The organism is Sphingobacterium sp. UBA3549, assembly GCF_002376635.1.
Taxonomy (GTDB): domain Bacteria; phylum Bacteroidota; class Bacteroidia; order Sphingobacteriales; family Sphingobacteriaceae; genus Sphingobacterium.
In genome coordinates this window covers 1-13,216 of the sequence record NZ_DFOE01000039.1, presented here as the reverse complement: position 1 = coordinate 13,216, position 13,216 = coordinate 1, and the positions used below count along the sequence as shown (strand labels likewise).

At 36.8% G+C, this 13,216-nt stretch carries 10 protein-coding genes; 1 reads left to right on the top strand and 9 read right to left on the bottom strand.

The window, feature by feature from the left end; genetic code table 11:
• Positions 1-528 precede the first annotated feature (528 nt).
• The gene (locus tag B2W36_RS21990; protein WP_293889581.1) at positions 529-1,542 is read left to right on the top strand and encodes a hypothetical protein; all 1,014 of its coding nucleotides are present in this window, start codon (positions 529-531) and stop codon (positions 1,540-1,542) included.
• Positions 1,543-1,871: 329 nt separating this feature from the next.
• On the opposite strand, the gene B2W36_RS21985 is transcribed toward B2W36_RS21990, so the two are convergent.
• The 9 genes from B2W36_RS21985 to B2W36_RS21945 form a co-directional block, all read right to left on the bottom strand.
• Positions 1,872-2,873, bottom strand: coding sequence for a hypothetical protein (locus B2W36_RS21985; protein WP_293889580.1), 1,002 nt, complete (start codon positions 2,871-2,873; stop codon positions 1,872-1,874).
• A gap of 306 nt (positions 2,874-3,179) precedes the next feature.
• Positions 3,180-4,043, bottom strand: coding sequence for a DUF4302 domain-containing protein (locus B2W36_RS21980; RefSeq protein WP_293889579.1), 864 nt, complete (start codon positions 4,041-4,043; stop codon positions 3,180-3,182).
• A 5-nt stretch (positions 4,044-4,048) separates the two neighbouring features.
• The gene (locus B2W36_RS21975; protein WP_293889578.1) at positions 4,049-4,963 is read right to left on the bottom strand and encodes a zinc-binding metallopeptidase; all 915 of its coding nucleotides are present in this window, start codon (positions 4,961-4,963) and stop codon (positions 4,049-4,051) included.
• Between the two features lies 1 nt (position 4,964).
• Positions 4,965-6,563: a RagB/SusD family nutrient uptake outer membrane protein gene (locus B2W36_RS21970; protein ID WP_293889577.1), complete on the bottom strand. Its 1,599-nt coding sequence runs from the start codon at positions 6,561-6,563 to the stop codon at positions 4,965-4,967.
• A 3-nt stretch (positions 6,564-6,566) separates the two neighbouring features.
• Positions 6,567-10,142, bottom strand: a complete 3,576-nt coding sequence (locus tag B2W36_RS21965; RefSeq protein ID WP_293889576.1) for a SusC/RagA family TonB-linked outer membrane protein — start codon at positions 10,140-10,142, stop codon at positions 6,567-6,569.
• A 260-nt stretch (positions 10,143-10,402) separates the two neighbouring features.
• The gene (locus B2W36_RS21960; protein ID WP_293889575.1) at positions 10,403-11,494 is read right to left on the bottom strand and encodes a FecR family protein; all 1,092 of its coding nucleotides are present in this window, start codon (positions 11,492-11,494) and stop codon (positions 10,403-10,405) included.
• A 103-nt stretch (positions 11,495-11,597) separates the two neighbouring features.
• Entirely contained in the window at positions 11,598-12,125 is a 528-nt protein-coding gene (locus tag B2W36_RS21955) for an RNA polymerase sigma factor (protein WP_293889574.1), read from the bottom strand.
• A gap of 458 nt (positions 12,126-12,583) precedes the next feature.
• The gene (locus tag B2W36_RS21950; RefSeq protein ID WP_293889573.1) at positions 12,584-12,727 is read right to left on the bottom strand and encodes a hypothetical protein; all 144 of its coding nucleotides are present in this window, start codon (positions 12,725-12,727) and stop codon (positions 12,584-12,586) included.
• Between the two features lie 92 nt (positions 12,728-12,819).
• Complete coding sequence (locus tag B2W36_RS21945) at positions 12,820-13,137, bottom strand: hypothetical protein (RefSeq protein ID WP_293889572.1); 318 nt, start codon at positions 13,135-13,137, stop codon at positions 12,820-12,822.
• Positions 13,138-13,216 lie beyond the last annotated feature (79 nt).

Here is a 13,216-nt window from a genome sequence, read left to right as displayed (position 1 = left end):
GTAATTGAAGAATATTATGCAGACCCGAAAAAGAGCGCGCCTCTTTATCTGAACTTATAATCGGTCTATGCATTCGAGATAAGAAATGGTCTGCAAATAGATAAATATAATTTGAATAAAGAAACATTTTGAGATTCGTTCCGCCGAGATTGTTTTTGATCAATATATGCTGTTGTCTGCATGGTCCACTCCACAATGACAGAAAGAAAAAATATATTCCATAAGAAATCTATATAAAAATTTGTGTTATACAAGCAGTATTTGTATATCTTCCATCCATCAAGGATCCTATATCCGGCTGAGGCTTTATAGAAAGAAAAAATAAGAGTCCATCTGGTTCTGGATTTCCATTGATTGACTTAGGGATATCACTCTAAGTCTGTTTTTCCGGAACTTTTTATACATTCTAACAAAGCGTTAATGACACCCTTGTATATATCAACGATATTATATTAGAAAAAAAATCACCTACGTTGAAACAACTTATTTAAATAATTGTTTAGTAAATATCTAAAAAATTATATAATCATGAGAAAAGTAAAAACTACTAAAAGAGCTATGTTTGCGATCATTAGCGTATGTACAATTTTATTTTGGATTGCATGTAAAGGTAATGATTTAACCAAAGAGGTTGAGAAGAAGGACAAAATAGACCTTATCAACAATGAGTTAAGAGATCTTAACAATCAATTTATTACAAAACATTATACAATAAAAAAAGCCAACGGTCCTGAAGTTCCGGCGCCCAACGAGCCTAAGCCTTTTACTGGGCTCTCCTTTAAGAGATTTTGCGCAGTATTCTCAAACGACGTAGCTGGCGCTTGGGCAGGAACTTGGGCGGGGGGTAAAATCGGTGGTCTCGCAGGCACTATTGCGGTGCCTGGTGTAGGGACGGTCTCTGGAGCAGCTGCAGGAGCAGTAGCAGGAGGAGTTATAGTGGGAGCCGCCGCTTCTTACGGGGCGTCAGGTGCAGTGTCCGACACGACATTAAGAGCCATTCCAATGGTAAATAACCCTCTGGCTATGCCGGCACCAATTGGGGAGGAAAGTGCTTACAATGGTCATAACAGAGTATTGGCAGCTTTGATCTCTCCATCTATTTCCAGTGGTGAGGCGCCTTTACCAGGAGGGGTACCTGTGCTCAATCCAGGGGTTCCTACACCTAGTCCAGGAGGTGGGCTAAGCAATTCTATTTTCGACAATGTACAATTGACGAATAATGAAACAGCGATTGTTTCACAATGTCAGAATTTAATCAATACCACTATTAGTACTTTTTCTAATATTGAACCTAGCGTATACGTTAGTAAATCATATGTAAATAGCGTGGTCAATGACAGCTTTTTGACTACTGTTTCGAATAATTTCTTTGATGGACTAAACTTGTTATATAGCAAGGATCAAGTGGAAAACTATATTGCCTCTTATGAGCAGTATGTTATAGGAACAGGCTATTTGAACCAACAACAGAAGGAAGCTATTCTGATAGCTCTGGATGCAAGTAGAGGAAGTCTCAATTTTTGGCTGCCAGTAACACAATAAAGATATTACTTTGATAGTATATGTTTACAAATCACAAAAGACTGCTCCTTATCTAGAGCGGTCTTTTGTTTTAGCATTAAACAAAATTAAATCCACGAATATTTTACGATAGAGTTTAACTTTTAAAATAAATATAGAAAGCTGTTTTAAATATTTTTACAAACTCTCGGGGAGCCATTAAATAGTTATATTCTTCAAGAGACATAAATACGATACCAGAGTCTTTAAATCGATTAATAATTAAGGTTTCGAAATTTTTGATTATAGACAAATCAAATAAAGTTGAGCCTTTGTCTAAAAGCAATAACAAAACTATTTTTCCCAACCATCTATTTTATTCGAATAAAGGTACCGTTAACATAATCAAGTTTCTGCGTGTAGTAGTTTGTTTCAGGTCCCGATACCAACATCCCTCCTATCGCACCTAACAGCGCGGAAGCCGCAACGACGTTGCTTGCAGAAGCAGTTTCCTTTACAGGCCCGACAAAAATAAAATCGTCATCCTCTTTGATTAACGCAAAAAATTGATCTTGACTTGAAATAAAAGGGTTACCATTATACACCACTGCATAATAATCTTTTGCATTTAACTTTTTAAATTTCCCTTTTTCATTTTCTTTAAAGAATCCCAAATATAAATCCCCATCTTTTAATTGTGCAGGCCCACCTGAAGGTTTTTGACGCATAAACTCTTCGTAGGTGAGATAAAGTCCATCTTTATAAGTGGACGTATTGTATAACGCTAATTGTCTCTTTTGAACAGAATCGTAATTTTCAATTTGACTTAGGGTGTAAAGTTTTGTGGTGTCGCCTTCTTTGGTTAACGCATCACAGATCAAATTATTGACGACGTCGCTAGCACGTGCCAAAGTCGCTTTGGTTACATCCATCCCTTTCACTATAATAGACGTATCTACCTGAGCAACTTGCAAATAATTTCCATTTCCTTTCTTAGCAAATAAAATTGCTCTAAAATCCAAGAATCCTTTTTCGGAAAAAGCCCCCGTCAATTCCGCAATACAAAATTTTTCAAGGCGCATTAGTAATTCGTCGTCGGCTTTGCGGCTTGCTGTCATATCTTCCAATTGGCGCTGCAGTTGCTTTTCCAATGATGGTTCAGCCACTAAAAATCGATTTGCGTTGAGCATACCTACTTGTATGACGCCGAGGTTATCTTTTATTTCTCGTGCATCGTATAGCCTTATTTTGCCATACTTAGCATGTTCAACTACTTTATTCGGTTTCTTAAATTGGAATGGTCTGCTTTTTTGTTGCGCTTGAATGGCAACAGTTTGTATAATAAGAATGAATAGGGAAATAATGTATCTCATTGTCATTAAATTTCAGAAAATAGGCTACAACTAAGTTATGCTAATATTTTCTTTTCTGCAAGGCACCTATCGACTTATCAATCGTACGCTTTCTTCACATTTCGCTATCTCAGTCTCTACAGCAAATTTAAACAGACGATTTTACAAAAGCATAAGGGTAAGTTAACTTTGCGTAGATAACAAGAAGGATTTTAATCGAAAGGTGATAGTGTATAAATCTATTATCGGAATGACAAAACCCTCTCAAAAACATTTGAGAGGGTATAATTACATAAACTTAAGAAACTATTCTGAATATAATAGATTTTAGCTTTGTGGAACTAATTTGATTGTTCCAGCATCATTGGTAAAGTATCCCTTCGCATAGCTACCTGTTGGTTCTACATACTTCAATTCTCTAAACTTCACTCCATTGACGTCATATTCTGTGTAAAATTCAAGTCCAGTAGGGATATAACGATAGGCATATGGTTTTGAATTTCCAGCGATCAATAGTGCTCTCTTCGTTGCCGCTGTTGCAAATGTTGCAGGAAAAGATTCAGTTCCCACTTCAAATTTGTAATTTGAAAAGGCATGGAATTTTGTAAGTGCAGAACGATATGTTGCAACAATTGTGGTAGCCTCTGAAGATTTGATTGGAACCATCACAACCTTATTGTACGACTTTCTACCTTCCATAACAATGGAATCAGCTGACGCTTTTGTTACCAAGAAATCATTTTCACCTTTCATTCCTTCATTAACGGAACCGATTTGCGCCGTTAAGAAACCAGGTAATTGATATGCACTTGATTTATTAAAATACCCTGGCAAAGCAAAATAATGAAAAATACGATTATAGGTATCGAACGTCAAAATTGGCCCGGCCCCCGGAACCACTATGTAAGTGCTAGTCTGTGCTGCCAAAGTCGTCATGTCACCTTCCACAGTCACATCGACCGAATTGGTAAATTTTGCAAATAATGTATAACCACCAAATTCCAATGCACTGCTAGGATAATATTTAATCATCCAACCATCTTTATTAGCCTGCAACATTGTATATACATTGGATACACTTGCATTCAAACGATCAGTCGGACTTTCATCAAAGATTCGATCCATTTTCTTTTCACAACTTACGCTCAAAGATAAAATGGCTATTGCGAATATAAATAGTTTTAATTTCATTTTTCTTAATTTAAAGTTGTTTGATCAAACGTACTAAGTTTAGGATAACGAGCAATAATATTAGCCCGTAAAATGTCCATATCGATTCCCCATTCGGATTTCATATAGCTTTTTACAATAGCCAATTTTGATAATATCAATGTCCTTCCCGCTGCTGTCGAATTTTCGACATTCAACATCGCATCAAAATCAGCCTGACTTCGTGTAACATAGAATGAATACAGTTCAGCAAAATCTTCTGTATCAGCCTTAGAAGCGTAAGGTGATATAAAACCTGCCGCTATAGCGGATCCAATTCCGACTGGACTATTAGGGTATTTTGTATTCCACTCATCTTCAATATAGTTACTTCCCGAGATTTCTCTAAAATTGCTCGGATAGGGTTTATTTTGATTTAAAATATGTTGAAATTCATGGTGTACTGTCTTAAAGAATCCGTTATTCAAAAACTGGGAATTTTTACCAGTAGTTTCATTCAGCTCCAATAAATTGTACAGTGAAACTTTCGTGCCGGATTCGGCTGTACCTAGTATAATGACACCGTTTGTTTGTACAGGTACAGAGCCTGTATAAGTAATGATCTTTGGAAAATTACTTCTTAAAAACTGGGTACTTCCAGTTACTTCACTATACGGATCCATTACCAAGAACAACATTAGTTTTGACAAACGAATAGAAGCGTCATAAGGAGCTGGCACCAATCGATAAGTCATATTGGATTCGTTGTCATTATATTTATAAAATATCTGTACGTTATAAGGCTTCGTATAGTTGTTGTACAAATAGTTGTCTAAAGCATTTTTCGGGATCTCTGAATCCACAAAAACACTTTTCGAATCCAACTTATCCTCTTTATTACAGCCTGAAAACATCACGCCAAAGGATAATAATATTGATATTAATAGGGTATTATTTTTCATATTATCTAGGATTAGGAGTTAAACCTGCATTAATAACATCTTGCGGCAACTGTATAGCACGTCTTTTATCACGTTTGGTAAGTATATTATCTGTAACCGTATATGTTAGATTACCATTATATACAGCCGGAGCCTCCCTTCTTGTAATTTCTATTCCGTAACGTTTCACATCAAACCATCGCATACCAGTTTGTAAAAATTGTAGCCGTTTTAAAGATAATACGGCATGAAGCATATTTTCCTGCGTACCAGGCTCAATGGAAAATTCTGGATTCAATTTTTTCTTTGGGGTAGGTGTGGTTGGCGTAAAATAATCAAACGAATTTGCCCAATTATTAATTGAAGCTTCACTTACTGTTGCAGGAGCATTGATCGTATTATTGTCAATATGGATTTGCATATCAGAGAGCGCTGCACTATAATTTTTTAAATGAATATTCGCTTCCGCCCGATTAAGTAGGGCTTCTTCCGATACGATTGGGGCATAAACGCCTTTTGTATAACCGATACCTGCAACTTGATCGGTATATTCAAACATTCGCGCCACATGTGGAAAAATAACTTTATTTGTTGTAGTACTGGAATAAATTGCAGCTTTAATTCTGTAATCAGTACTTACCTTAGCCTGTCCGAAAGGTTGCTTGGCAAAGATAGTTTCTGTCATAGCGATACTACCACCGTGTGCTAACCTATTGTTTGTAGAATAATTTCCAAACGTTTGCCCCATAGAAGAAGATGCCGTAGCAATCAGAAAATTTGCTTTAACAGAACTCGCATTGTACTCGCGCGTAAAGTTTGCATAAGTCGCTGAGAAAGTAGCTATTGTCTTATAATCCCGTAACGTGATGGCTGGGTTTTCACCTAAAGCCAATGTCGCATACTCCACTGCCTTGGTCCAATCTTCCATAAACAAAGCAACACGAGATGCGAATGTATAAGCGGCTGCACGATTAAAATGATATTTTGCTACACTTGAATTCGCGTACGAAGCATCATTAATTAATGGTAACCCTTCTTCCACATCTTTTTTAATATAATCATAAACCTCTGCGACAGTATTACGCTCATACTTAGGGTTTAAAGTAGTTTCCCCCTTTGTCATATAAGTTATACCAAGATCAGTTGTCGCATGTGTCTTTGAATAATTCTGAGCAAAAACATTGACAAGTATCCAATGATTATAGGCTCTAGCCAACAATGCCTCCCCTCTTTGTGCACTGAGACTAGCAGGATTTCCTTGTTCTTCAATTGCCTGTAAGGCAGCATTGGCACTGGCTATTGAACCATAGCATGCACCCCAAATGCGTTCAATGCCGTCGTTATTCGTCTCCGATATATCCTGCCATTTATAGATTTCTTCTATAAATCTCGGATAGTTTAAATATACCGGACCAACATCGTCGACATTGTCTGAAGACAGCTCAGTAACAACAACGTAAGCGCTGCTAGGATAAGCCCCTACAAGCATTTTACCTATTTTGTCTGTGGTATTCAACTCGGCTCTATTATCTGGCAATTCATCAAGGTACTTTTTACAGGACGATAGGCCCATCGCCGTTAAACCGGCAAAAATCAGTATATATGATAGTCTATTTTTCATATGCTAAAATCCCATTTTTAAGGTTAATGTATATTGTTTTGCAATTGGTAAAGCTACACCGCCTGAATTAACGAATTCTGGATCCTGTCCATTTAGACGCTTATCTGCATAAATCAACCATGGATTCACCATATTGAAACGTACACCTAGATTAGACATCTTTAAGGACTTAACGATATGTTTCGGTAATTCATAAGCTAATGAAATATCCTTCAAGCGAATAAAGTCACCTTTAGCAACTGTTTCAGTAGAATAATTGTACGCATTGTACGCATACCGATACTGACTGTTATTTCGAATAAAACGAGAATCCAAAATGACAGGTATATTGGTGAGCGCTTCTTCACCAGGAACTGTCCAGGCATCGGCAAACTCTCTCGGCATGGCATCCAGATCTGTATAACCTGTTTTATACGCAGGATCCAATCGTACGACATTTCCAAAAGAATAGGTAAGAAATATATTCAGTTTAAAATTTTTGTAAGAGAATACGTTTCCAAAGCTTCCCATATCTGTTGGTTCGGTAGGACCTTCATACTTTAAGAACCCAATATTATTTCTTTCCTGAAAATAGACACCTGTAGTTGTTTCAGCGCCATCGATGTAATTATAAACTGGTAATCCGTTGTCAATAATACGGTTGAAAGGAATAGAAAATAAGGGGCGTACCGGATAACCTTCTACACCGTATCCACCTAGCGCTATTAAATCAGAAACTCTGCTGTTATTTTCCAATGAAGTAATTCTATTCTTCGCCTTTGAATAGATAAAATTCGATACCCAAGAGAAATGCTCCTTTTTCAATATTGTAGCAGATAAACTAAGCTCAATACCATTAGATTCCATATCTGCCACGTTACCATACTTCAAGATTTCTCCTCCTAATCCCTGAGTATTGACTATGCCTATAAGATCGTAATTTTTGCGTTTGTAATAATCCACATCTATGGCAATACGATTTCGGAACAAACCGATTGAAGTACCAATATTAAGTTCGTGCTTTTTCTCATAGGTCAACTCAGAGTTTTCAAGATCCGAAATAGAAAGACCAGTTTCTTTATCAGCTGTACTTGGTCTCCATGGATTATAGCTTTGAATGATAATTTTCGAATTGGTTACAAAGTCTGGCCCCCTATCAGCAGTCAAACTATAGGAACCTTTAAAACTCAGGTTTGAAAAAGGCGTCTCCAAGTTTTTAAAGAAATCCTCTTCCATCACATTCCACATACCCGAAACATTCCATGTAGGCATCCAACGCGCAGATGTTGTACGTCCTAAGCGATTTGTACCTTCATAACGAAATGTTCCATTGACAGTATAACGATTGTCAAATGTATAATTTGCTGTACTATAAAAAGCAACCTGTCTATTTCGCGCAGGGGCCACATCACCGTTCTTTTTACGATCTATAGAATAGTAGTCAGCATTTTCTTCTTGATTTTTCTTAAATAAGGTGTAATCAATATATGGAATCTCTCCTAGATCATATTGCAAGCCCCAACCTCTAAACCAGTTTTGATTACGATTTACAGAATTAGATTCGGCTCCCGCAAATACATATAATTTATGGATATCGTTGAATGTCTTATCATAAGCTGCAGTAAAGCGCAAATCACGGGTAAACATCTTGTTGTCTGTACGATTATATATCCCTCCAGCAGGCAACACAGAAACCGGAACAGCATAGGGATTACTTGGATCAGTATATAAGAAAGGATTTGCATCACGAATAAACGTTGTTGGCATCCATCGGTAAGCTAATGCCTGATTCGAATGATCCTTGATATAATGCTGCTGCGAAGTTTGTTGATAGCGTGTTGCAGCTAATAACCCTAGTTCGAGTGCTTTAATGGGCTTCCACTTTAGTTCCCCCTGGAATTTTATATCAGCAGCATTGATATCCATGTAATTGTTGTCTAACTCATGCAGGATATTAAATGGAGCATAATTCCGTGTATAGAACTCGTTAGGATCAAGGGTACGAGAATTCCTTAATGCATAGGTGTATGGGTTGATATCAAAGTCGCGCTTAATTTCCATCGAGACCCGATCCACCGATGAACCTATCGTACCTGGTGCTCTTTGATCCCTATAAGAACCGTTTGTTCTTAAATCCAATTTTAGGTTATCGAACAAATTATAGGATGCATTAAACATCCCAGTATAGCGCTTCACATCCGATTTGCGCGTCCAGCCATTATCAAAAACACCACTTATAGAGGTATAATATTGTGCTCTATCTGTACCAGAAGAAAGGCTGACCGAGTGATTTTGCATGATTGTCCGGCTGAACAACTGTTTAAACCAGTCTGTATTACGGTATTCAGCTTGTCTTAGGTAGGCGTTTCTTGCCTCCTGTGTATTTTCTAACTGTCCCGCTTTGATCAACTGATACATTTTCCCATACACTCCTGATTCGGACCTATTTGCCACATCGGACATTGTAAGCCATCCTCTCTGCTCAAGTGTTTGATAGAAAGCCATTTGCTCTTGCGAGTTCATGATATTAAAATTATTATAAGAAGGAATAGCTCTGGATGTAAACTCTCCTACATAGTTTGCAGAATTTCTACCGGCAATTCCTTTTTTTGTTGTAATAACAATAACACCACCCATCGCCCGAGCACCGTAAATGGATGTCGCTGAACCGTCCTTAAGAACGGTGAAAGACTCGATGTCGTTCGCATTCAATCCAGCTACGGCAGAACTGATCAACGTCAATGCATCTCCGGAAGAAAGATCATCCGATGAAACATTCGCCACATCCTCTATAATGATTCCATCAACTACCCAAAGTGGTTTTGAACTACCATAAATCGAGGTCGCCCCACGAACTCTGATTTTTGGTGCTGATCCAAATGTTCCAGTTGTGTTCTGTACTGATACACCGGCGACACGCCCTTCCAAAGCTCTCGAAGGGTCAGGTAGTCCGCCCAGTTCAATATCTTTCATATTGACTTTAGCGGTAGCGCCTGTAAAGGTTCGTTTGTCAATCTTAGCTCCAAGCCCCGTTACAACAACTTCCTCGATTTGATTTTCATTAGAATCCAATACGATAGATACTGTATTTCTATTATTGACAGCAACCTCCGTATTGTTAAATCCTATATAGCGGACAACCAATACAGCATTTCCGCCAGCATTTATCTTAAAATGTCCATTTGCATCAGTTTGGGTAGAAATGGAGGTACCTTTAACCGTAATTGTAGCACCGGCCAAAGGATTTCCGTTAGCATTTTTAACGGTTCCAGTGACAGATTGTTGCAAGTTCTCTGAAACTTCGCTCTTTTCGTTACTGTTAACGGAAATCGTATTTGCTATAATCTTATACTCGATATTTTTATTTCCTAGTATCGAGTTCAACGCCTCTTCCACAGACGCATTTTTTAGGTCGACTGTAATACGAGATTTAGCGTTTAGGTTTTCGCTATAGAGAACGCGTAAGTTGGATTGTTTAGAGATCGCAGAAAGCGCCTCCTCAATCCGTGCATTCCTCATTTTCAATGTAACTTTTTGTGCTGTTCCTTTTGCATGGACGCCAGTTACAAATGCGAATAAAAGGCATGTACTAATTTTCATAATACGTAAGGGTTTGCAAAACCGATGGTCTTGAGGTAACAAGGACCAGGCTTTGCTTAATGGTAAGTTATTCATACATTTACATTTTGTGGTTAATTAGGTAATTAATAGTTCACTTTAAAAGTTATGAGCCCTTTGATCACATTTCTGAACAGGGATGCGCCAACATTCCTGTTCTTTTTTTTGGGGCATTTTAATGATTGGGTAGTAAAGTTATATCATAAGCCTTGGCAAATTAATTTTATGTCTATTTAAACAACTTAAATTTTATTCTCGATAATCAATTCTTTTCCACGAATCTCAAATTTAAGATCGCTGACGTAAGATAGCATTTCCAATACCTGTGAAAGTTTTACATCTCGCTGTATGCTGCCGCTGTATTCTTTATTAAGATTAACATTACCTCTAAATTTCACCTCTAGATCGTACCAACGGGAAAGTTGATGGGCAATATTTACTATGGTTTCCTTTTTAAAATAAAACTCATTATTATGCCAAGCTAAATCTTGCAATATATCAGCTTTTCCTTTTATAAGGTTACTTTTCGAAAGCGAGGCAAATTCTCCAGGATTTAATTCAAGCGTATTATCCTTCTGCCTTACTTCAACCTTTCCTTCAACTAATGTTGCTCGAATATCATCGTGATAAGCAAAAACATTAAAGTGAGTTCCCAACACCTTAATTTCACCAGCTTTTGATTCAACGAAAAAAGGTTTGCTAGGATCATGTGCCACTTCAAAATAGGCTTCGCCTTCTAAACGTACTCTCCTCTCATTTGCTGAGAATTGTGCTGGAAATGTTAGATTCGACTGCGCATTCACCCAAACTTTAGTACCATCACTCAATGTGATTTTATAAAAACTAGCCCGCGGTACAATTAAAGAATTCTGGGAAGATTCGAGCTTATTTTTGCCATTTTTAACAATCAATTCTGCAGCATTCCATACAAAAGTTTTATCGCTATTGTAACCATTCGGTTTAGTATTGTTTAGCCGAACTTCTTTGCCATCTGCCATCCGTAAAACAGCTCCACTTTTCGCTGGCGCTACATCTTGACTTAGGTTTAGAGCCGAAATGCTGCCATCATTATCTTCTTTTTCCATTTGGCTGTACCATAGATAGAAGAAACTAGATAATAGCACCAGTGAGGCAGCAATACCAATAAACCATTTATTGTACGATCTATTATTTTTGTTAGTAAGCCTATCCCATGCTTTATTTGCATCTAACTGCCCAACAATAGCTAGATCTTGTTCAATATTCTTCGCTCTTTGAAATGAATCCAAAAGCCGTCTGTTATGGTCACTAGCTTGTAGCCATTCTTCAAATTGATTTTTCTCCTCTTCGGTCAATTGACCATATAGAAATTTTTGAAGAAGACGGGAGATATGTCCTGAGTTTTCCATCATTTTGTAGAATAAAGAAACTTAAGACAGGCAAAAGGGTGACAAGAATTTAAATATTTTTTAGCAAAAATATAATAAACGGCAAAAACTCAGGATTTAGTCGCTTTAAAAGCATTTTCATACCGCGTTGTTTTTGAGTTTTTACGGTATTAACACTAATTTTCAGTTCCTCGGTTATTTCAAGATTTGATAAACCTTCCAAATATCCAAGACGAAACACCTGTTGACATGACAAAGGCATTTGTTCGATAATTTTATAAATTTCTTGAATAACCTCACTATGAATCATATTTAATTCGAGGGCGATATTATCCTCTTCCGTAAAACCGACTACATTCCAATATTTTTGCCGAACTTTCTCATGACGAATATGATTATAGCATGCAAAACGGACAGCACTATACAAATAGTTTTTTATAGCAATATCATTATCACTGACCTGTTCTGTATTTTTAAAGTAAGCGATGAAGGAATCTTGCACCAGATCTTCCGCGACAGCTAAATCTCCGACAATTTTCCAGGCAAAGTGGCAAAGCCCATTATAGTGTGTTTTAAATAATATTTCTTCCTTCTGCATAGTTAGATATCTTCCAAACTACAAATCGTACTTCATAGTGGGAATTTTTAGGACATATAAGTACATCTGATCAGGATGCTTAATAATTGCGTCGTAAAAATGCTTAATATTTTTTATTTTCTGCAAAAAAAAGTTAGCAAGGAAAAATTGAAACCATATTTTGTCCATGTAAATCTAAAAAAACAGATCAAAAAAATAAAAGCTAATTGCCTTAGGGGAAGTAAAACGGAAAAAATAGAGCAGTTTAGAAAATGAGATCGTTCCCGAGACGAGAGTTTTAATTGTAACAAGACACTTCCCGTTTATCTATATCTAACGGATATCCCAATAATTATCTACAATTATCTATGTATAATGATAAATTAGTAGCAAGCTAGTATGATACAAGATACGAAATTCTCGGATAAAAGGACCGAAATAGTATAATAAAGTATGCTCAAAATTATAGATTATTTACCTTATACAACATCTATATTGGGTGTAATCTGTTTTAGCTCATTGATAAATTCGGTAGCATTTTCTGGATCAACAAATACGTGGTCAACCACATTATAACGTAAGACCATTCCTCTTCTGTAAGGTTTTAACACTGTAAATCCCATTGATCCAAACCACTCAACCCCCAATCAATTGGGGGCAAATGCTAAAAGAAAAAAAACAAATCGTTCCAAAACTAATTAACCTAAAACTGTATTTACACCAAAGAATCTCCAACCAACACTAAGATAATAGTCGCTGAAGAATAAAGAATACTCATGATCCAATCAGCACTATACATTTTCTTGAAAACAAGAAAAAAAAGCGATATCATCCAAATCAATAAGACCATCATCATCAATGGAATCGTAAAAAGTTCAACAATAAAAGAAATAATTATATTGATCCAATCTGGAAGATATTGATGTGTAGAATAATGTGCAATCAACAAGGCGGTGAATAGTAGTCCAATCTGTGAAAGAAGGCGGACCAACTTTGGTAAATTATCGCCGTTTATTATTTTTTTCCGATACATGATTCAAATCTATTAATTAGCTTTAACAGCTATTATTTATTCTTCCCTAGGTCATTCAAAAGAGGGTGTCCGAAAAGTC